The sequence below is a fragment of the Paraeggerthella hongkongensis genome (assembly GCF_003726035.1).
In the GTDB taxonomy this organism is placed as follows: Bacteria; Actinomycetota; Coriobacteriia; order Coriobacteriales; family Eggerthellaceae; genus Paraeggerthella; species Paraeggerthella hongkongensis.
The window spans coordinates 152,414-172,090 of the sequence record NZ_QICD01000002.1 but is presented as its reverse complement, the minus strand read 5'-3'; the positions used below and the strand labels follow the sequence as shown (position 1 = coordinate 172,090).

Below are 19,677 nucleotides of genomic sequence, written 5' to 3'. Positions count from 1 at the left end.
GCCGCGTAGGGTTCGTTGTTCTGGTATGGTTACGGCCGCGGGGCGAAATGGTAACAAAACGGCAACGTCGCATATCGCGGGGGTGTCGAATACCCGACGAACCGCCACAAGCAGTTCTCGAATCCTTCACAGTTGCTTGGCGAGCCGTTTCGGACGGGTAGAATGAAAGGCGTTTCACGAACAGTGCAAGGGGATGGGAGGGCGTTGTGCGAAGCGCAGATGCCGATATCGTGGTGGTGGGTGCCGGGCCGGCGGGTATCTTCTGCGTGCTGAGCCTGCTTGATCAGGGGTTTTCAGGACGCATCGTCATGGTGGACAAAGGGCTTGCCATAGGGGACCGGCTTTGCCCGAAGCAGGCCGGCGGGCCATGCGTTGGATGCGCGCCCTGCCGGATCACCACGGGGTTTTCGGGTGCAGGCGCGTTTTCCGACGGAAAACTCTCGCTTTCTGCGGAAGTCGGCGGGGATCTTCCCGATCTGATCGGGCGCGACGAAGCCCAGGCATCCATAGACGAGGTCGACGGCATATACCTGTCGTTCGGCGCGGATGAGCGCGTGGAGGGAGGCGCCCGTCGTCCCGAGGTGGACGACATTCGCCGCCGCGCCATCAAGGCGGGCCTCAAGCTGGTCGACTGTCCATTGCGCCATCTGGGTACCGAGCGGGCGCGGGATCTGTATGCGCGGGTCGAGGAATATCTGCACGAAGCGGGCGTTGACCTGCGCTTCGGGACCGAGTGCGTGCAGGTGCTGGTAGAGGACGGCGCTTGCCGGGGCGTATCGGTCGCGGGGCCGCAGGGCACGCAGGAGGTGCGCGCACGCTGCACGGTGGTGGCCACGGGCCGCCGCGGCGCCGAATGGTTCGAGCGCATGTGCCGCGAGCATGGAATCGCGCATGCGCCGGGCCCGGTCGATATAGGCGTGCGCGTGGAAGTGCGCAACGAAGTGATGGAAACGGTGAACGACGTGCTGTACGAAAGCAAGCTCATCGGGTATCCGCAGCCTTTCAGGAACAAGGTGCGCACGTTCTGACAGAACCCGGGCGGCTTCGTGAGCCAGGAGAACTACGACGAAGGGTTGGCCGTGGTGAACGGCCATTCGTACAAAGAGCGCAAATCGCCGAACACGAATCTGGCCATCCTGTGCTCGCAAAGCTTCCGCGTGCCCTTCGATCAGCCTATCGCGTATGCGCAGAAGGTGGGGGAACTGACCAACATGCTGGGCGCGGGGCGCATCTTGGTGCAGCGCTTCGGCGATATTTTGGACGGCAAGCGCACATGGGAGGAGGAGCTGGCCCGCTCGAACGTGGTGCCTACGTTGACCGATGCCGTAGCCGGCGACATCACGGCGGCCATGCCGTACCGAGCCATGACGAACATCCTGAACTTCATTCTTGCGATGGATCAGGTGGTTCCGGGGCTTGCTGCTCAGGAGACGTTGCTCTATTCTCCCGAACTCAAGTTCTACAGCAACCGCGTTTCCATGGACGAGCGGCTCCGAACGAACGTCGACTCCCTGTTCTGCCTGGGGGATTCCAGCGGTTGGACGCGCGGCCTCATGATGGCCAGCGTGATGGGACATCGTGCAGGAAGGTATATTGTCGAAAGCCTCTGAACAGGGAATACGCATAATGTACTCCATTTGCATGACAAAGAAAAGCTAGGCATTGAGTACGAAATCACGGGTTTGCATGATAGCCTGAGGCGCGGGGATGGGGCATAGTGAACGCCATCGAAACCGGTGCGGCCCAATAAGGTGGCGCGTACTGAAAACACGCTGTAGGAGGCGCTTTACATGAAGATTCTTGGAATGGGTGTTCCCGAACTCGTCATCATCTTGGCCGTGATCCTGCTCATCTTCGGGCCGAAGAACCTCCCGAAGCTGGGTGCTTCTTTGGGCAAGACCGTGAAGAACCTGCGCGAGGGCATGGGCGGCGGCAAGGAAGAAGCCGCAGAAGCCGTGGAGCTGGCCGTTGAGGACGATGTGGAGGACGAAGAGCCTGCACAGCCCGCTAAGAAGACGGTGCGCGCCAAAAAGGCCCCGCAGAACGCGTAACGTACCTACTCTCTATTTCCGGCGCGAACCCTCCCTCCCTCGCGCCCGCAACGCCCCGTCGCATTCGTGCCGCGGGGCGTTGCGTTTCCGGGAGCGGGGAGACTCGCGGGAGTTCGGGCGGTTCCTCCATCGTTGGTATTCGACGGGAAACGGCTTGCCCTTCGTATCGCTCGGCAAAGCGTCCTTGATCCGTGCAAGTTGTCTTGGCATCGCGTCAGTTCGCAGAGAACAACCCTGAAAGATAGCTATGGTTGCCAGGCATGCCCTCGATCGGCTTGCTTCCGATGAATTCCATGCTCTCGGCATCGTATCGGTATATCGCCCAATTTCCGAGTATGTACAGCGAACCTTCGGTCGCAACCATCTGCATCGCTCCATGATCGAAGAAGTGCTCCTCGATAGCTCCCGTCGCTAGATCCACGATGCTGAGCGCGCTATCGTCCTGCCCTTGGACGACGTTGTAGCGGGCGACGTAAAGCTTGTCGTTCGCGAAGGCCACGCTCGAAGCGCCGCCCTTGCTCAATTGGATGGTGCCCGCCGTGTTGTCTTCGGTATCGAGCACGCCGATCTGCCTTCCCGTCAATCCGGTGCCGCAATAGTAGATGCTTCCGTTATGCGCAACCGTCCGGTAGACGTCCGAATCGTACGTGCTGCAATCGATCGTTTCTTGGAGAGCTAGATTTTCGTCGAAATGCAAGATCGTCGAAGAGCCGTCGTCGAGGGACGATGCGAAAGCGTACAGGCTGTCTTCGTGCCAAACGAGCTTCGACACGTAAACCCCTTCGACGGATACGCTCGATACGCTCCCGCCGTCGGCTCGGCAGCGATTGATGCGAGTTGCATGGTTCGTCGCATTGCAAGTGAAGACGTACTCGTCGCTCGCGGCCACGTCGTTCACGGCCGGCTGGTCGATGGCGTATGCCTTGGTGGAGAGGGAGTCCAGATCAACTTGGAGGACGACGTTGCCGTCTTTGGTCTTGCTCCTTCCCTGGGATATGGTGAAAAGGCTGCCGTCGTAAACCAGGGGATTGCAAAAAGCGTTGCCGACCGTTGCGTAGTTCAAAGGAAGCTCCGCCACCTCGTTTAGCTCCCTATCGTACAGGACGACTCTGCTCGTTTTAGCCGTCCCTCGCGTTTCGATGATGCCGATAGAGGCATTCGGGGAAGCGTCCTTCCTGCTATCCAAAGCGCAACCGCAAACGCCGATAGCCGCAAAGACCAACGTGCCGATGAGGAAAAGTGCAGAAGCTCGTTTCATAGCCAATCCTTTGATTGCGGAAAGCGCGCCGAATCCAAAATATCATACTGAACAGCCCGTTATTACGGGAACGGCAGGGCTTTCCTTGCCGTCGTGCGACGTCGTGCGCCGGGTTGCGCCTCGGAAGGCTGCGGTTGCGCTTTTGAACTTCGGAGACTCGCGGGAGTTCGGGCGGTTCCTGCGAGCGGTTCTCATCTCCTGCTATCATGGATTCGTACTGCGTATCGAATGGAATGGAATGGAGGGGCCAGTGCAGCTTGGCTTGCGATTCGACCGGATAACCGAGCCGTCCGCGGTGCGGGCCATCTTGGGGTTCGCCTGCAATCAAGGGTTCGTGTTCTCCCTATTCTACCTGGGCGCCAACCGCGCCTTTGGGGAAGGGGAGTTCGCTTTCGAGCGGGCCGACTTGCTTCTGACCCTGGCGTTCATGGTGCTTTCGTTCGCGCTGCTGCGCAACGCGTCTCCTCGCGCGCGCGACGCGCTGCTGTCCCGTACGCTGCTCTGGTGCTATGCGGGGCTGCTGGTGCTGGGATCGGTCGTGTCGTCTTTGGCTGGGACAGGCGCGTGGGGCATCGTCGTGGAAGGGATGCTCGTGGGCGTGCCCGCCGGACTCATGCTGGCCGCTTGGGGCCGCGCATTCGGCGTTCGCCCGGTTGATCGCTGCGTGCCCGAGGTGTTCGTTGCCGCAGCGGTCGCCGCAGGGCTGTGCCTGGCGTTCTCGCTTGTCCCGATCGAGCATGCGCTGCTCGTCCTCAAGCTGCTGCCGCTGGGAAGCGCCTTCGCCCTGCGCGGCTTGGAGCCTTTCGCGCGCGAAGGCGGGTCCTCATCGCGTAAAGGGCCGTCCGCCGGGCCGCAGAGCTTCAGGTTCGGCGATCTGGTCGCCACGCGCGAGCAGCACGACGAAACGGCGCGCCTGTCGAAGAAGATCATCGCGGGAACCGGGCTGTTCGGCCTGACCGCGGGTTTCATGGAGACGTTCGCGTCGGATCCGGGCATGGCCTCGACGCCGGCGTTCTCGGCCAGCTTGCTGCTGCTGGTCCTGTTCTGCGCGGCGGCGTTGCAGCTGATCTCGGGCGGTGCCTCGGCAGGCTCGGATTCCGCTGACCAGCAAGGCCCTCTTGACGGCGTGTACCGCCTTGCCGTGCTGGTGATGATGGCCGGCTTTCTGTTCGTGCCGGTCCTGGGATCGTTCGGGGTTCCGGGCGAGTCCATCATGCTGGCAGGCTATCTGGGACTTACGTACGTGCTGGTTTCCCTGTTCCTGGTGATGGCGAAGCTGACCGGCCAGGATGCGGCTCTGTCGTTTGCGCGGGGCTTCGCCATGCTCTACCTGGGCGAGATGGCCGGCATCGCTTTGGGCAATGCCATCGAGCTGTTCGAGCCCGTCGAGCAGGCTCCGTACGCTATCGCCGCCTTCGCGGGCCTTGCGGCTTTGTACGCGTACCTGTTCCTGTTCACCGAGCGCGACTTCCGCGCGCTCTCGGTGATCGTGCGCGACGCCGACCGGTTCGACGAGGCATGCCGGGCCATATCCCAGGATCACGGTCTTTCGAAGCGCGAGTCGGAGATCCTGCCGCTTGCGCTGCGCGGCCGCACCGGCGAGCGCATAGCGGGCGAGCTGTTCATCTCGAAGAGCACGGTGGACACGCATTTGCGGCGCATGTACGCGAAGACGGGCACCCATGGGCGCCAGGAACTCATTGACCTGGGCGAGCGTACGGTGCGCCGCCTTGGCGGCAAGTAGCGCGCTACGGGGCTTGCGCCCCGGCGTGCAAGGAGGATTGCATGGTTGACGAAGAATTGAAGAACGCGCTGCTTCGCCGTTTGGGCGACGAAGCGGTGCGGTTCGATGTGCCCATGGCGCAGCTCACGACGTTTCGCGTCGGGGGCCCGGTGGACTGCCTGGTGGAGCCTCGCGACGAAGAGAGCCTCGTCTTTGCGCTGCAGGCGTGCCGCAATGCGGGCATCGAGGCGCGCATCGTGGGTCTGGGCAGCGACCTGCTGGTAAGCGACGAGGGCCTGCGCTGCGTTGTGGTGCGCATCGCCGACAACTTGTCGGACGTGAGCGTTTCGGGCAGTACCGTGCGAGCCTGCGCGGGCGCCTCGAACGCGAAGGTCGCGCGCGCAGCGTGCGAGGCCGGGCTGGCCGGTTACGAATTCGCCAGCGGCATTCCGGGCACTGTCGGAGGCGCCGCCATCATGAACGCCGGCGCTTACGGGGGCGAGTTCCGCGACGTGGCAAGGTCGTTGCGCTGCCTGACGCCGGACGGCCGCATCGTGGAAGTGAGCGCCGAGGAGGCGGACTGGTCGTACCGTCACAGCATGATGGACCACGAGGGCTACGTGGTGCTTTCCGCGGTTTTGGAGCTTGCTTTCGACGATCCTGCGGCCATTGCGGAGCGCATGGAGGATCTGGAGCGGCGCCGGGCGGAGAAGCAGCCGCTCGAGCTGCCCAGCGCCGGCAGCACCTTCAAGCGCCCGGAGGGCTACTTCGCGGGAAAGCTGGTGCAGGATGCCGGCTTGCGGGGATACCGCGTGGGCGGGGCGCAGGTTTCGACCAAGCATTGCGGCTTCGTGGTGAACGTGGACGGCGCGAGCGCTGCGGACGTGCGTCGCGTGATAGCGGACGTGCAAGATCGCGTCCAAGAGAGCGCGGGCGTCAGGCTGCAGCCCGAGGTGCGGATGTGGGGCTTTCGGGAGGAGCGGCGCTGACGAACGCCGCGAGCGGCATGCCGTCGAAGCGCTTGCGCCTGTCCGTCTCTATATGATATAAAAGAAGTAACAAATAATCGAGGGCGACGAGGCTTCGCAGACGAGGGGGCGGGCGTTGATAGACAAAGCTATCTTCGCGCTACAGGGCGTGCGCGCGGCGCTTGTCGTATTGGTCGCATGTGCCTGCGCGCGAGCATTCGCCGTGGTGGGGCAGGCTTGGGCCCTTGCTGCTGCGATCGTGGATTTGTGGAAGGGCGCTTCGGTGTCCGACCAGGTTTTCTGGATAGGGCTGTTCGTGGCGTGCTTCGTTGCGCGGCAGGTTCTTGTGTACGCGCAGGAAACGTATCTCGATCGTTACGCGGCTGCGCGGGCCGACGAGCTGCGCCAGCGGCTGCTCTCGCGCGTGTTCGAAACGGGCGCGGCGGTGGTGCAGAAGCACGGGACGGGCAACGTGACCACCCTTGTTTTGGAGGGCATCGACCAGGTGGAGACTTATATTCGCCTGATTCTGCCGAAAGCCGTGGGCGTCGTGGTTATCCCTCTGGTGCTGCTGTGCTGGATATTCCCGCTCGATTGGGTTTCGGGCGTGATCGCGCTGGTGGCGTTTCCCTTCATTATCCTGTACATGGTCATCTTGGGCCATACGGCGCAGGACGAGGCCGCCAAGCAGCACGCGACGTTCCAGATGCTGTCGAACACGTTCATCGACGCGCTGCGCGGCATCGACACGCTCAAGCTGTTCGGTCGCGGGCGCTCCTATGGCAGCAGCATTTACGCGGCGAGCGAGCGCTTTCGCGAAGCGACCATGAAAACCCTGCGCGTAGCCACGCTGTCGAGCACCGTGCTGGACCTTTTTGCAACCGGGTCGCTGGCGGCTGTGGCGATCATGCTGGGATTTCGCCTGGTGGATGGCACGCTTGCCTTTTTCCCTGCGCTCGTGGTGCTGGTGATGGTTCCAGAGTACTTCAAGCCGGTACGCGAGTTCGCCGCCGACTACCACGCCTCGCTCGACGGCAAGAACGCGCTGGTTTCGATTCTCGGCATCGTCGACGAGCCGCAGGCCGCGCCCTTCGACGATGCGCCGGATCCCGTGCCGGCTTGGGGGCCGGATTGCTCGTTTTCCGCCTGTGGCGTGGGTTTCTCGTACCCGGGTTTCAAGGCGCTCGAAGACGTGCGGTTCGAGGTGCGCGGCTTTGCGCGCGTGGGCATCGTCGGTGCGAGCGGCGCCGGCAAGAGCACCCTGGTCAACCTGCTGGGCGGTTTCGCCGATCCGAGTGCGGGGTCGTTTCGCGCAGGAGGCGTGACCGCGGCTGGATTGCATCGGGTCGATTGGCAGCGGCAGACGGTCTACATTCCCCAGAACCCGTACGTGTTCCACGCCACGCTGCGCGAGAACATCGCGTTTTACCGCCCCGATGCCGACGAGGCGGACGTCTCCCACGCAGTCGAGGCGATGGGCCTTGCCGATCTGGTTTCCCAGCTTCCCGACGGCTTGGACACGGTTATCGGCGAGGGGGCTCGGTCCCTTTCGGGCGGGCAGGCGCAAAGGATAGCCCTTGCGCGCGCGTTTCTCGATCCTGATCGGCGGATTCTCTTGTTCGACGAACCGACGGCGCACTTGGATATCGAGACGGAATGGGAGCTCAAGGAGCGCATGCTGCCCCTTATGGAGGGGCGTCTGGTGTTTTTCGCCACCCATCGGTTGCATTGGATGTCCGATATGGACTACGTGCTGGTGGTTGACGGAGGGCGCGTGGTGGAGGCGGGCCGTCCCGAAGAGCTGGCAGCGCACGACGGGCCGTATGCGCGGCTTGCGTCTCGGTTGAGCGGTGATGTCGCATGAGCGGCGTGGATGCGAAGGGGGCGAGGACTATGCGCAGGACATGGCGCGAGGACCGCTGGGTCGTGCCGTTCTTCAAGCGGTACCGCAAGGTGCTCGCGCTTGCGCTGTTTCTGGGCTTCGCGACGTTCGCTTTCGCGGCGGGCCTTATGTTCACCTCCGGCTTTCTGATAAGCGGCGCTGCCGGCGTGCCCGAGTCCATCTTGGCCCTCAACCTGCCGCTCATCTTCGTGCGCATATTCGGCATAGGCAAGCCGCTGCTTCATTACCTGGAGCGGCTGTGCAGTCACGACTGGGTGCTGCGCATGACATCCGACCTGCGTTTGAAGTTGTACCGGTCGCTTGAGAAGGATGCGCTGTTCTTCCGCGCGACGCATCGTACGGGCGATGTGCTGGGCCTTCTGTCCGAGGATATCGGGCATTTGCAGAACCTGTATTTGAGAACGGTGTTTCCAACGGTGATCGCCTGGACGCTGTGGTTCGCCCTGGTGGCCGCTGCGGGGTTCTTCTCGCCGTTTCTGGCGTGCATGCTGCTTGTCATGCTGGGGTCGGCGGTCCTGCTGCTGCCCGCGGTTTCGGTGCTGGCGTGCGGTGCGCGCCGCATGCGCTACAAAGCGTTGCGAAACGATCTGTACGCCGAGCTGACCGACAACGTGCTGGGCGTGTCCGACTGGGTGTTCTCCCAGCGCGGCGACGAGTACCTGACGCGCTATCGAGCAGCCGAACGGTCCATGAGGGAGCTTGCCGCCGCCGAGGAACGCTTCGCTCGCCGTCGAGACGTGGCGCTGCAGGTTCTGTTTGCCGTGACGGCCGCGCTGCTGCTTGTCTGGGCGGGCTCGCACTTCGGCGGGCGGGGTGCCGATACGGCGAACTGGATCGCTGCGTTCGTGCTGGGCTTCTTCCCGCTCATCGACGCGTTCGCGCCGCTGTCCGCGTCGGCGGTCGATGCGTTCTCGTACGGCGACTCGCTCGAGCGCTTGAACGAGCTTCCGGATGCGGACGAACGGGCCTCGAAGCAAGCCGCACGCCCGCGCACGCCCCTGGACATGCTGGTGGAGGGCGTAACGTATGCGTATCCGGGGTCTGCGCGGCCCGTGCTCAAGGGGATGCAGCTTGAGGTTCCTGCAGGCCAGAAGGTCGCGATCCTGGGACGAAGCGGTGCGGGGAAGAGCACGCTCGCGTCGCTCATGCGCGGCGATCTCGCCCCTGACGAGGGGCGGGTTACGCTCGGCGGCGTGCCGACATGCGACCTGGGCGACGACGTGTGCGCGTACATCGGCGTGATCCAGCAGCGCGTCTATCTGTTCAACATGACGCTTTTGGAGAACGTGCGCATCGGACGGCCCGACGCGTCCGTTCACGAGGTGCGAAACGTCCTTGCGCAGGTCGGTTTGCGCGAGATGGTCGACCGGCTCCCCGATGGGCTGCACACGATGGTCGACGAGGCCGGCCTGCGGTTCTCGGGCGGCGAGAGGCAGCGCATCGCGCTTGCGCGCGTGCTTTTGCAGGATGCGCCCGTTGTGATCTTGGACGAACCGTGCGTCGGGCTGGACCCTTTGACCGAGCAAGCCTTGCTGTCCACGCTCTTCAAGACGCTGGCCGACCGCACCGTCATCATGATCACGCATCATCTGCTGGGCGCTTCGGCTTGCGATCGGGTGGTGTTCGTGGAGGACGGGCGCGCGGTCCTTGACGGAGCTCCGTGCGAGCTTGAACGAACCAGTTCGCGCTACCGTGGCTTGCTCGCGTTCGACCGGGGACGGCGGCCGCAAGACGTCGACGGGCCGCGCGAGGGCTGAGGCGCTTGCGGTTTCTGCTACTATGGAGTCATGGATCAAGACCGCCCGACATACCGTGACTTTGCCGTATGGGCACGTCAGCCGCTTGACGAGGTCGAGCGCGATTGCGAGGTGCAGGCGTTTCGGGCCAGCGGGCCGGGCGGGCAGTGCGTGAACACGACGGACTCGGCGGTGCGCATGGAGCACCGCCCGAGCGGGATCGTCGTGGTTTCGCGCGAGTCGCGCAGCCAGTTTCGCAACAGGCGGCTGTGCTTGCAGAAGCTGCATGCCGCGTTCGAGCGCGCGGCGATGCCCCCGAAGGTTCGCCATGCCACGAAGCCCTCCCGAAGAGCGCGCGAGGCGCGCCTGGCCGACAAGCATCGCCGCGCCCAGGTGAAGGCGCGGCGCGGGCGCGTGGAAGGGGACTGAGCGCAAGGGTCGGCGCGCAGGTTCGCTATGCCTGCTCCGGCTCGCCGTCGATGCGCTCGAGGATGTCGCCCGGCTGGCAGCTCGCTCGCGCCGTTGTTTCGCCGACGTTCGCTCGTTGAGCAGGTGGCTTTCCTAGCGGCGAGCATGGAAAATCATGCGGACCCCCGGTTTCTGCTGAAAAAATACGTTTGCGAACGATTTCGAGCGGTCTTTTCAATAAAAGTAAATAAGTCAGTTTATAAAATACCAGGTCAGATTAGCGCGCTTCTATTTATTCTCATAAAAGATCATTCGCAAACGTAATTTTTCAGCAGAAACGAGCTTGTTGCGAATATATCGTTGCTGGCGAGAGCCGGGCTGATTGCGATGGATCCGTGGCGTTTGCTCAAGGTACCGGTTCGGCCGGGCGTGCGTTCATCCGTCCCGAGGGCGAAGGAGCGCCGCTGCCGTTATCGGGGCGGTTTCCGGTCGGGCGCGGCATCTGGGCACGTTGTCCGGGTGCCATGCCGGGGCCAACGACCAGGGCTTCGAGTGATTTCCGTCGCATGCAAATAGTTCGCAAATCAATCATCGTTTGTTGGATACACAACGGATCAGCCGCACGAAACCGTATAGCATCCGAAGGCGATGTCCGCTCAATCGCTCAAGCAAGGAGTTTGCATGTCCATCACGCTTTTGCCTATCATTCCCAGCATCTTGCAAGTGCTGCCGTTCGTTGCAGCATTTTCGGTTCTGTGCGCGAAAGCCCTTCGCAGCAATCCGCTTCCGTTTTATCTGGGTTGGACGGCGGTGGTCGTGCTTGCCACCTGGGGCGGGCTGGCGAGCGCATTGCCTGCATTCGACAAGGTGATCCAGCTTTTGGCCTCGTCGTATGTGGGCGTGAGCTTTTACTTGGTGGTCATGTTCGTGGGCGCTTTCGATCGCACGCCTTTGGTCAAGCGCGTTCTTTCGGTGAGATCGGAGCTTTCCATTATCGGCGGCATCCTGGTCATGGGCCATCTGGTGCGCGTGTTCGGGCTTCTTGCAATGTCGTTCACGCCTCAGTGGGGCCAGATCTGGGGTCATCCGGCAGCTGAGCTCATGTTCGCCGCGGCGGTGCTGGTGGGTTTGCCGTTGACGGCGACGTTCGTCGTGCCGTGGATTACGTCGTTTCCTTTCGTGCGCGCCCGTATGTCGGCGAAGATGTGGAAGCGCACCCAGAAGCTGGTGTACCCGTTCATGTTCCTTATGGTGGCTCAAGGGTTCCTGCTGGCGCTTGGTCATGCGCTGTACGGGTATCCGTTCGATGGTTCGGTCATGATGGTGCTGATGCAGAATCCGGTGGAATGGCTTGCAACCTTTGCGCAGCAGGTGGCGACCGAATGGACGTACCTGGCACTGGGGGCGGGCTACGCCGTGCTCAGGCTTCGGAAGCGTTCGCGGGACAAGGCCCGGCGCTCGTGTGCCGCGTCCGAGTGCGCATCGTCTCGTTTCGGCGCGTTTGGTGATTCTTGGAACTTTGCGCTTTATCGGGTTGGCTCCGGTATCCTAGTCGTTCGCATTCAAGAACCTACGATCATTCGGCGAGGAAACCAACCATGCTCAAGATACACCATGCCGTACTGCACGTTTTCGATTTCGTTTCGTGCGTCAACGTGTTCTCTCAGGAGGAGCTTGACCTAGAGAGCAAGAACGCCAAGCGCTACGTGACGAGCCATGCGAAGAAGGCGCTCAACAACTTGGACAGCAAGCGCGGCGAGTTCGCCGACGACAGCATGTTCGCCGAGGAGCTGCGCGCGTACTTCCTGGGGAAGCGCGACTTCATCGACTTGTCCGTACAGGTGGCGGAGTTCGTGGCGACCGAGCTGGGCCGCATGGAGAAAACGGAGTCCACCGACCTTTTGGTCATCGACTTCGAGGACGATACGAACTCCGTCGTGCGGGACATGACCGAAGAGGAGGCCGAAGCCGCTTATCGCGGAGAGGGCAAGCGTTACTTCGCGCTCCTGCTTCTGGAGAGCAAGCAGGCGTTCATGCACGAAGTGGGTCGCGGCGAAGAGGGCGGTACGCGCGTGGACGTGGCGCGGCATCATGCCATCTTGCCGAGCCCCTCGCAGAAGGTCGCCTCGTTCGCCCTTGTCGAGGCTCGATCGCTTGCCGTGTCGTTTTGCGACAAGAAGCGCACCATTGCGGGGGAGGATCGCTGGCTTATCCCCGACGGCCTTCTGCAGTGCTCCATGGAGGCCTCGAGCAAGGAGATGTTCGATACGGTAGCCCGAATCGTGGAGGAAGTTGCCGAAGAGTACGGGGCTAACTCGGCCATGGCCGTATCGAAGGCGAAGGCCTACGTAGCCGAGAATGCAGAGGAATCCGACGAGCTGGCGCCATGGGATCTGGCTGACGAGGTGTTCGACGACGAACCCTTGCAGAAGCGTTTCGAGGAAGCATTGGCCGAAGAGGCGCTTCCCGAGCGCGTGGTGGTGGAGAAGGCGGTGGCGCAGCGCGTTGCGAAGAGCCACAAGATCGTTACCGATACGGGCATCGAGGTGAAGTTTCCGGCCGAATACTCGCAAAGCCCCGAGTTCATCGAGTTCGTCAGCGCGCCGAACGGTCTGATCTCCATCGAGCTGAAAAACATCGGGCATATCGAGAACCGCTAAGCGCCTGCGGCTTCGGGAGGGGAGAGGGGCCGATCGGGTCGTGGCGAAGCGGAGGCGTGCCCCGTTGCTGCGCCCTGCCCGGTCGGTTCTGGGATTTTGTCCATCCGTCCCTGCGCCGCTGGTAGAGTTTTCCAGCTTCCTCCTTTCTTTCCGATCAAGTTGCTATACAATAGATTAACTTTTCATCCGACAGGCACCGCCGACCACGCTCTCTGGCGACGATGCTGCGATTCGCCAGAAGGAGGTCTAGCGACTATGGAGCCGAACATCGAAGAGGTGGCAGGGCGCATTCGGGCGCTACGCGAAGACCTCGACATCACCATGCAGGAAATGGCGGATGCTACCGGACGTTCCGTGGCGGAGTACGCCGCGCAGGAATCCGGCGATCAGGACCTGTCGTTCACGTTTCTGTACAAGTGCGCCGAGCGGTTGGGCGTCGACGTCATTGAACTCCTGACCGGCGAGAACCCTCATCTGTCTGGCTACTCGCTCACGCGCGCTGCCGATGGCCTGTCCATCAAGCGCCGCGCAGGCTTCGAGTACCTGCACAAGGCTCCTCACTTCAAGAACAAGCTGGCGGAGCCGTTCCTGGTAACCGCCCCTTATCTGGAAGAGGAGCAGGACCGTCCCATTCACTTGTCTTATCACGTGGGCCAAGAGCTCGACTACATCATCTCGGGACGCATGCGCTTCGCGTACGAGGACCATGTTGAAGAGCTGGAAGCCGGCGATCTGCTTATGTACGATTCCGGCCGCGGCCACGGCATGATCGCCACCGGGGGCGAGCCGTGCACGTTTCTGGCCATTGTCATGAAGCCCCACGGGGAAACGATTATCTAGGCGCTGCCGACCGCCGCTCGCGCACTGCGGGCGATCGCGCGCCTGACAGCGCCTTCAATTCGATGATCGTATCCGTCTCGCGGCGGACTGGCCGCCGCATATCCTGCAAGGAAGAATACCTATGAGAAACATCAACCTCCGTTACGTGAACGAAACCTACGACTGTGAAGGAAAACTGTCCGATTTCCAGGTCAAATGCCCCGAAGCCTTCAACTTTGGCTACGACGTGGTGGACGACATCGCGCGAAACGACCCCGATCGCCGCGCCATGGTGTGGTGCAACCCCGAAGGCGAAGAGCATGTGTTCACGTTCGGCGACATGAAGCGCTGGTCGGACAAGACCGCCAACTTCCTAGCGGACGCCGGAATCGGCAGGGGCGATTACGTCATGGTCATCCTGCGTCGCCACTACCAGTTCTGGTTCGTGGCCACGGCGCTCGCGAAGCTGGGGGCGGTCATGGTGCCCGCCACCTTCATGCTCAAGGAGCACGACCTGGAGTACCGCCTGAACGGCGCTTCCATCAAGGCTATGATCGCCACGTCGTTGGGCGACATCGCCGAGGTGACCGACGCCGTGGAGGCGTCGTGCCCGTCGCTTACGGCGAAGATCCTGGTGAACGGTGCGGGCGGCGGACTGACGCCCGAAGACGAGACGGGCGCGATCGTGCTGCCCGAAGGCGAGCTCATCGGCCCCGCCCTGTCCGGGCCGGAGGGCGTGTGCGCGGCTCCCGCCGTGCGCGAGGGCTGGCTCGATTTCAATACGGGCGTGCGCGCCGCTTCCGAGGACTTCGCGCGCCGCGAGACCGCCGCTGCCGATCCCATGCTCATGTACTTCTCGTCCGGCACGTCGGGCAATCCGAAGATGGTGCTGCACGATTCCGAGTACGCCATCGCGCATCTGGTCACGGCCAAGCACTGGCACAACGTGGATCCCGAAGGCGTGCACTTCACCATCGCGGACACGGGTTGGGGCAAGGCCGTGTGGGGCAAGTACTACGGACAATGGCTTATGGAGGCGTGCGTGTTCACGTACGACTTCGACCGGTTCCATCCGTCCGAGATCCTTTCGCTCATCGGGCGTTACGGCATCACCACGTTGTGCTGCCCGCCCACCATGTACCGCATGATGATGGCCGAGGACATCGATTCGTTCGACCTGTCCACGCTTGCGTACTCCACCACGGCGGGCGAGGCGCTCAACCCCGACCTGTTCGATTTCTGGAAGGAGCACACGGGGCTTACCATCTTCGAAGGGTTCGGGCAGACCGAAACGCCGCTCACCATCGCGAACCTGACGGGGTCCTCGCCGCGCCCCGGCTCGATGGGCAAGCCCATCCCGTTGTACAACACGCAGATCCTGCGCGAGGACGGTTCGCGGTGCGAGACGGGCGAGACGGGCGAGGTGTGCATCGATGTGAGCGAGAAGGCGCCGGGCATCATGCTGGAGTATTTCCGCGATCCTGTGAAGACGGCTGCCGCCATGCATGACGGTTGGTACCATACGGGCGACACGGCCTGGCGCGACGAGGACGGCTACTTTTGGTACGTCGGCCGCAACGACGACGTCATCAAGTCGAGCGGTTACCGCATCGGCCCCTTCGAGATCGAAAGCGTGATGCTCGAACATGAGGCCGTGCGGGAATGCGCCGTCACGGGCGTGCCCGACCCGGTGCGCGGCAAGGCCGTCAAGGCGACCGTGGTGCTTGCGGAAGGCTTCGCTGGTACGGAGGCGCTCACGCGCGAGCTGCAAACCTGGGTCAAGCATCGCACGGCTCCGTACAAGTATCCGCGCATCGTGGAGTACGTTGATTCGCTGCCGAAAACCGTGAACGGCAAGATCCGTCGTGCGGCTATCCGCGAGGTGGACGAGAGCGCGAAGCCCGTGGAAGGGCTTGTGTGATGAGCGCGCAGCGCTACGTCCCCGATGCGTCGGTGGTGGTCGTGTGCGGCCACTACGGCGTGGGGAAGACGAACTTCTCGCTCAACCTGGTCCTTGACGCGCGCGAGCGCGGCGTGGACGTGACCTTGGTCGATTTGGACGTGGTGAATCCCTACTTCCGTTCGAGCGACTACCGCGGGCTGCTGGAAGAACGGGGAATCTCAGTGATCGCTCCGGTGATGGCGGGAACCACGCTCGACAGCCCCAGCTTGTCCGGGGCCGTCGGCCCGGCTGTCGAGTCGGCTCGCAAGGACGACGGACGCGAGCGCCTGCTCGTCATCGACGCCGGGGGCGACGACGTGGGCGCGACGGCGCTCGGTCGGTTCGCCGGTTCGGTTGCGGCGGCTCCCTACGAGATGCTGTACGTGGTGAATCGCAGCCGCAACCTTACGCAGGACCCGGCCGAGGCGGTCGACGTGCTGCGCGAAGTGGAGGAGAAATGCCACCTGCGCGCCACGGCCATCGTGAACAACACGCACCTCAAGCAGGACACCGACGAAGCTACGGTGAAGCAGGGCGTGCCCTTCGCGCAAGCGGTTGCGGAGCAGGCGGGCCTGCCTTTGGCGTGCACGACGGTCCCGATAAGCCTCGCAGACCGGAAAACTGCCCTCTTTGGACTGAATGACGGTCGGCAAACGCTCTATCCTGTGCAAGTATATGTACGTACTCCTTGGGAATAATGCGAGAGTACGCGTTTCAGAGGGTTTGTCCGTCTGATGCGCGTTGAGCTTCTGTGCCCGCGGCGCGGCGCAGGAGCCTACAAGACGAGGAAGGTTCCATCATGCCGAGAATACTGGTAGACGATCATTTTTGCAAAGGGTGCGGCCTGTGCGTCGATGCGTGCCCGACGCACATCATCGAACTCGATCACGAGCGCATCACCGCGAAGGGCTATCATCCGGCGCGCCTGATCGATGCCGAGCGTTGCACGGGCTGCATGTCCTGCGCGCTCATGTGTCCCGACGTCGCGATTACGGTGGTGAGGTAGCTATGGCAGAGAAAGTGCTCATGAAGGGCAACGAGGCGATGGCCGAGAGCGCGATCCGCGCCGGGTGCCGCTTCTTCTTCGGATACCCCATCACGCCGCAGACCGAGCTTGCCGCGTACATGTCCAAGCGCTTGCCGAAGGAAAACGGCACGTATCTGCAGGCGGAAAGCGAAGTTGCGGCCATCAACATGGTGTACGGCGCCGCGTCCGCGGGCGCGCGCGTCATGACGTCCTCCTCGTCGCCGGGAATCTCGCTCAAGGGCGAGGGCATCTCCTACATGGCCGGCTGCGACTTGCCGGGCGTTATCGTGAACGTGCAGCGCGGCGGTCCGGGCCTCGGCGGCATTCAGCCGTCGCAGTCCGATTACTGGCAGGCCACGCGCGCAACCGGGCACGGCGACTTCCAGATCATGGTGTATGCGCCTTCGACCGTGCAGGAGATGGCCGACTGCGCCTACCTGGCCTTCGACAAGGCCGACGAATACCGCATTCCCGTCATGATCTTGGCTGACGGCATGCTTGGCCAGATGATGGAGCCGGTGGTCCTTCCCGAGCGCAAAGAGCAGCTTCCCGAGAAGCCCTGGGCAACCACGGGCCACAAGAACGCCCGTGCCCACAACATCATGGACTCGCTGTACCTCAAGGCGGAAGATCTCGAGCGCCTCAACCGCGAGCGGTTCGAACGCTACGACGTCATCAAGGCGAACGAGCAGCGCGCCGAATCCTTCATGGCTGATGACGCTGACATCGTGCTGGTCGCGTTCGGCGCCTCCGCCCGCATCGCGCGCAGCGCGGTCGTGTCGGCTCGCGAGAAGGGCATCAAGGCCGGCCTCATCCGTCCGATCACGCTGTGGCCGTTCCCGACCGACGCGCTGGAGCACGTCATGGGCACCGCCAAGACGTTCCTGTCGGTCGAGATGAACATGGGCCAGATGGTCGACGACATTCGCTTGGCGGCCGCAGGCCGCGTTCCGGTCGAGTTCTTCGGCCGTACGGGCGGCATCATCCCCACGCCGGTGGAAGTGCTTGCCAAGATCGAGGAGCTGCAGGGAAAGGTAGGTGCGTAGCATGAGCGCCGAAGAGAAGATCGTGTTCGAGCGTCCGCATGCGCTCCTTCCCGTCATCACCAATTACTGTCCGGGCTGCCCGCACGGCATCGTGCATCGCTTGGTGGCTGAAACCATCGACGAACTGGGCGTCGAAGGCGATACGATCGGCGTCGCACCGGTCGGCTGCGCCGTCACCAACCCTGACTTCTTCTCCTGCGACATGGTCCAGGCCGCGCACGGCCGCGCGCCGGCGGTGGCCACCGCGGTGAAGCGCGTGCTCCCCGACAGCGTGGTGTTCTCCTACCAGGGCGACGGCGACCTGGCTTCCATCGGCATGGCCGAGACCATCCACGCGGCAACGCGCGGCGAGCACATCACCGTCATCTTCATCAACAACGCCATCTACGGCATGACGGGCGGCCAGATGGCTCCCACCAGCTTGCCGAACCAGGTGACGCAGACCTCGCCGTACGGCCGCGACGTGTCCACGGCGGGCTACCCGGTGCGCGTGTGCGAGATGCTGAGCACGCTTGACGGCGTGGCGTACCTGGAGCGCGTGACGGTGGACAGCCCCAAGAACGTGCGCAAGGCGAAGAAGGCCATCAAGAAGGCGTTCCAGAACCAGATCGACGGTGTGGGGTATTCGCTGATCGAAGTGGTGTCCACGTGCCCGACGAACTGGGGACTCACGCCGCAGGACTCGTTCGCATGGATGCGCGAGAACATGCTGCCGTACTATCCGCTGGGCGTGTACAAAGACGTGGTGGCCGACGGGTTCGCCAATGCGGCCGAGGCTGCGTCGGCGCGCAACGCCGATTGCCCGGTGGCGCATCCGGTGACGGAAGGGGGTGCGCGATGAGCCGCACCATGAACGCCGTTCTGGCGGGCTTCGGCGGCCAGGGCATCCTGTTCGCCGGCAAGATCATCGCCATTGCCGGCCTGATCGAGGACCGCGAGGTTTCGTGGCTGCCTTCCTACGGTCCCGAGATGCGCGGCGGCACCGCGAATTGCAGCGTGTGCCTGGCCGACGACCCCATCGGCAGCCCGCTCGTGCTGACGCCCGACGTGCTGGTGGTCATGAACCAGCCTTCGCTCGACAAGTTCGAGGGCAGCGTGCAGGAAGGCGGCACCGTGGTGGTGGATTCCACGCTGGTGCAGCGCATCCCCGAGCTTCCCGGCGTGAACGTGTTCGCCGTTCCGGCCACGCAGCTGGCCGAAGAGAACGGCTACAAGGGTCTGGCGAACGTGATCCTGGTAGGCAAGCTGTTCGCTGAAACCGGGTTCTGCTCCGAGGAGACGCTTAAGGCGGCTGTCGAGAAGTGCGTGCCCGCGAAGAAAATCGCGAAGCTCCCGGCGAACCTTGCCGCGCTTGAGCTGGGAATGAAGTCGTAGGTTGTGCCGAGGGGCGCATCGCAAGAGCGCCCCGCCCGCGCGCGGCGCGGGTGAGTGAGGTGGAGGGAGCCACATGGTAGCTGAACTGGCCGAGATCGGCCTGCGCATCAAGGGCCTGCGCGAGGCGTGCGACGTCGCGCCCGAGGACATGGCCGCCGAGCTTGAAGTGCCGCTGGAGAAGTACCTCGAATGGGAGGAAACGGGCGCTGACGTGCCTATTTCCGCCATTTACCACCTGGCGCACACCTTCGGCGTGGAATTCACCGAGATCCTGACCGGGACTGCGGCGAAGCTGAATACGTACCAGGTGGTGAAGAAGGGGGAGGGCCGCGAGGTCGATCGCTATCCCGGTTACCACTTCGAGGATCTTGCTTGGCGCTACACGGGCAAGATCATGCAGCCTTTGCTGGTGGTGCTCGACCCTTCCGACGAGCCGGCGAAACTGGTTACGCATACCGGCCAGGAGTTCAACCTGGTCCTCGAGGGTACGGTCGTCGTGACGTGGGAGGACAAGGAATTCGAGCTGCACGCCGGCGACAGCATCTATTTCAACCCGGAGCACCCGCACGGTCAGCGCTGCGGAAGCGACGTGCCTGCCAAGTTCGTCACCATCATCGCGGAGTGACCCGATCCGCCGTTCTCCGAACGGCGGATCCGCTTGACGCTGCGAAGCGCTGTGGCGGCCCATCTTGCCGCTCCAAGCCCTCGTCGCGTACCCACGGTACGCTTCCTCGGGCTTTCACGGCAATCTGTGCTGCCACA

18 protein-coding genes and 1 pseudogene are annotated in these 19,677 nt (G+C 63.1%); 18 read left to right on the top strand and 1 reads right to left on the bottom strand.

Annotated elements, in window-relative coordinates; genetic code table 11:
- Window positions 1-206: 206 nt before the first annotated feature.
- From DMP08_RS12590 to tatA, 3 genes are all read left to right on the top strand, one after another.
- Window positions 207-1,028, top strand: coding sequence for an NAD(P)/FAD-dependent oxidoreductase (locus DMP08_RS12590; protein WP_244596747.1), 822 nt, complete (start codon window positions 207-209; stop codon window positions 1,026-1,028).
- A gap of 18 nt (window positions 1,029-1,046) precedes the next feature.
- Entirely contained in the window at window positions 1,047-1,610 is a 564-nt protein-coding gene (locus DMP08_RS12585) for an FAD-dependent protein (RefSeq protein WP_244596746.1), read from the top strand.
- A 180-nt stretch (window positions 1,611-1,790) separates the two neighbouring features.
- Window positions 1,791-2,051, top strand: coding sequence for a twin-arginine translocase TatA/TatE family subunit (tatA, locus tag DMP08_RS02110; protein ID WP_123191344.1), 261 nt, complete (start codon window positions 1,791-1,793; stop codon window positions 2,049-2,051).
- Window positions 2,052-2,265: 214 nt separating this feature from the next.
- On the opposite strand, the gene DMP08_RS02105 is transcribed toward tatA, so the two are convergent.
- Window positions 2,266-3,309: a DUF5050 domain-containing protein gene (locus DMP08_RS02105; RefSeq protein ID WP_123191343.1), complete on the bottom strand. Its 1,044-nt coding sequence runs from the start codon at window positions 3,307-3,309 to the stop codon at window positions 2,266-2,268.
- Window positions 3,310-3,547: 238 nt separating this feature from the next.
- Here DMP08_RS02105 and DMP08_RS02100 point away from each other — a divergent pair, with 238 nt between their 5' ends.
- The 15 genes and pseudogenes from DMP08_RS02100 (at window position 3,548) to DMP08_RS02030 (ending at window position 19,540) form a co-directional block, all read left to right on the top strand.
- Window positions 3,548-5,053, top strand: a complete 1,506-nt coding sequence (locus DMP08_RS02100) for a helix-turn-helix transcriptional regulator (RefSeq protein WP_244596745.1) — start codon at window positions 3,548-3,550, stop codon at window positions 5,051-5,053.
- A 41-nt stretch (window positions 5,054-5,094) separates the two neighbouring features.
- Entirely contained in the window at window positions 5,095-6,021 is a 927-nt protein-coding gene (gene murB, locus DMP08_RS02095; protein WP_123191341.1) for a UDP-N-acetylmuramate dehydrogenase, read from the top strand.
- 115 nt (window positions 6,022-6,136) lie between these two features.
- Window positions 6,137-7,864, top strand: a complete 1,728-nt coding sequence (cydD, locus tag DMP08_RS02090) for a thiol reductant ABC exporter subunit CydD (protein ID WP_123191340.1) — start codon at window positions 6,137-6,139, stop codon at window positions 7,862-7,864.
- 29 nt (window positions 7,865-7,893) lie between these two features.
- Entirely contained in the window at window positions 7,894-9,660 is a 1,767-nt protein-coding gene (cydC, locus tag DMP08_RS02085; RefSeq protein WP_211328369.1) for a thiol reductant ABC exporter subunit CydC, read from the top strand.
- Window positions 9,661-9,780: 120 nt separating this feature from the next.
- Window positions 9,781-10,068 (top strand): annotated as a pseudogene (locus DMP08_RS02080) (peptide chain release factor-like protein); the annotation flags it as partial.
- 660 nt (window positions 10,069-10,728) lie between these two features.
- On the top strand, window positions 10,729-11,730 hold the full coding sequence (locus DMP08_RS02075) for a hypothetical protein (RefSeq protein WP_123191337.1): 1,002 nt from the start codon (window positions 10,729-10,731) through the stop codon (window positions 11,728-11,730).
- Window positions 11,646-12,707, top strand: a complete 1,062-nt coding sequence (locus DMP08_RS02070; protein ID WP_123191336.1) for a nucleoid-associated protein — start codon at window positions 11,646-11,648, stop codon at window positions 12,705-12,707. The genes DMP08_RS02075 and DMP08_RS02070 overlap by 85 nt, the downstream gene beginning before the upstream one ends.
- A gap of 255 nt (window positions 12,708-12,962) precedes the next feature.
- Complete coding sequence (locus DMP08_RS02065) at window positions 12,963-13,547, top strand: helix-turn-helix domain-containing protein (protein ID WP_114565753.1); 585 nt, start codon at window positions 12,963-12,965, stop codon at window positions 13,545-13,547.
- Window positions 13,548-13,668: 121 nt separating this feature from the next.
- Complete coding sequence (locus DMP08_RS02060; RefSeq protein WP_123191335.1) at window positions 13,669-15,447, top strand: AMP-binding protein; 1,779 nt, start codon at window positions 13,669-13,671, stop codon at window positions 15,445-15,447.
- Entirely contained in the window at window positions 15,447-16,166 is a 720-nt protein-coding gene (locus DMP08_RS02055) for a ParA family protein (protein ID WP_123191334.1), read from the top strand. Before DMP08_RS02060 ends, DMP08_RS02055 begins: the two co-directional genes overlap by 1 nt.
- A gap of 101 nt (window positions 16,167-16,267) precedes the next feature.
- Window positions 16,268-16,474: a 4Fe-4S binding protein gene (locus DMP08_RS02050; RefSeq protein ID WP_114565750.1), complete on the top strand. Its 207-nt coding sequence runs from the start codon at window positions 16,268-16,270 to the stop codon at window positions 16,472-16,474.
- 2 nt (window positions 16,475-16,476) lie between these two features.
- Window positions 16,477-17,541, top strand: coding sequence for a 3-methyl-2-oxobutanoate dehydrogenase subunit VorB (locus DMP08_RS02045; protein WP_123191333.1), 1,065 nt, complete (start codon window positions 16,477-16,479; stop codon window positions 17,539-17,541).
- 1 nt (window position 17,542) lies between these two features.
- Window positions 17,543-18,382 (top strand): thiamine pyrophosphate-dependent enzyme, encoded by an 840-nt coding sequence (locus tag DMP08_RS02040; protein WP_114565748.1) that lies wholly within the window; start codon window positions 17,543-17,545, stop codon window positions 18,380-18,382.
- Window positions 18,379-18,915, top strand: a complete 537-nt coding sequence (locus DMP08_RS02035; RefSeq protein WP_114565747.1) for a 2-oxoacid:acceptor oxidoreductase family protein — start codon at window positions 18,379-18,381, stop codon at window positions 18,913-18,915. The genes DMP08_RS02040 and DMP08_RS02035 overlap by 4 nt, the downstream gene beginning before the upstream one ends.
- A 73-nt stretch (window positions 18,916-18,988) precedes the next feature.
- On the top strand, window positions 18,989-19,540 hold the full coding sequence (locus DMP08_RS02030; protein ID WP_123191332.1) for a helix-turn-helix domain-containing protein: 552 nt from the start codon (window positions 18,989-18,991) through the stop codon (window positions 19,538-19,540).
- Window positions 19,541-19,677: the final 137 nt, after the last annotated feature.

Bases quoted from the DNA above. Each gene is read 5' to 3' on its own strand.
- DMP08_RS02060 (WP_123191335.1), top strand. From the start codon at position 13,669: ATGAGAAACATCAACCTCCGTTACGTGAACGAAACCTACGACTGTGAA.
- DMP08_RS02030 (WP_123191332.1), top strand. From the start codon at position 18,989: ATGGTAGCTGAACTGGCCGAGATCGGCCTGCGCATCAAGGGCCTGCGC.
- DMP08_RS02065 (WP_114565753.1), top strand. From the start codon at position 12,963: ATGGAGCCGAACATCGAAGAGGTGGCAGGGCGCATTCGGGCGCTACGC.
- DMP08_RS02040 (WP_114565748.1), top strand. From the start codon at position 17,543: ATGAGCGCCGAAGAGAAGATCGTGTTCGAGCGTCCGCATGCGCTCCTT.
- DMP08_RS02100 (WP_244596745.1), top strand. From the start codon at position 3,548: ATGGAGGGGCCAGTGCAGCTTGGCTTGCGATTCGACCGGATAACCGAG.
- DMP08_RS02050 (WP_114565750.1), top strand. From the start codon at position 16,268: ATGCCGAGAATACTGGTAGACGATCATTTTTGCAAAGGGTGCGGCCTG.
- DMP08_RS02055 (WP_123191334.1), top strand. From the start codon at position 15,447: ATGAGCGCGCAGCGCTACGTCCCCGATGCGTCGGTGGTGGTCGTGTGC.
- cydC (WP_211328369.1), top strand. From the start codon at position 7,894: ATGCGCAGGACATGGCGCGAGGACCGCTGGGTCGTGCCGTTCTTCAAG.
- DMP08_RS02075 (WP_123191337.1), top strand. From the start codon at position 10,729: ATGTCCATCACGCTTTTGCCTATCATTCCCAGCATCTTGCAAGTGCTG.
- DMP08_RS02070 (WP_123191336.1), top strand. From the start codon at position 11,646: ATGCTCAAGATACACCATGCCGTACTGCACGTTTTCGATTTCGTTTCG.
- DMP08_RS02035 (WP_114565747.1), top strand. From the start codon at position 18,379: ATGAGCCGCACCATGAACGCCGTTCTGGCGGGCTTCGGCGGCCAGGGC.
- murB (WP_123191341.1), top strand. From the start codon at position 5,095: ATGGTTGACGAAGAATTGAAGAACGCGCTGCTTCGCCGTTTGGGCGAC.
- tatA (WP_123191344.1), top strand. From the start codon at position 1,791: ATGAAGATTCTTGGAATGGGTGTTCCCGAACTCGTCATCATCTTGGCC.
- DMP08_RS02045 (WP_123191333.1), top strand. From the start codon at position 16,477: ATGGCAGAGAAAGTGCTCATGAAGGGCAACGAGGCGATGGCCGAGAGC.
- DMP08_RS02105 (WP_123191343.1), bottom strand. From the start codon at position 3,309: ATGAAACGAGCTTCTGCACTTTTCCTCATCGGCACGTTGGTCTTTGCG.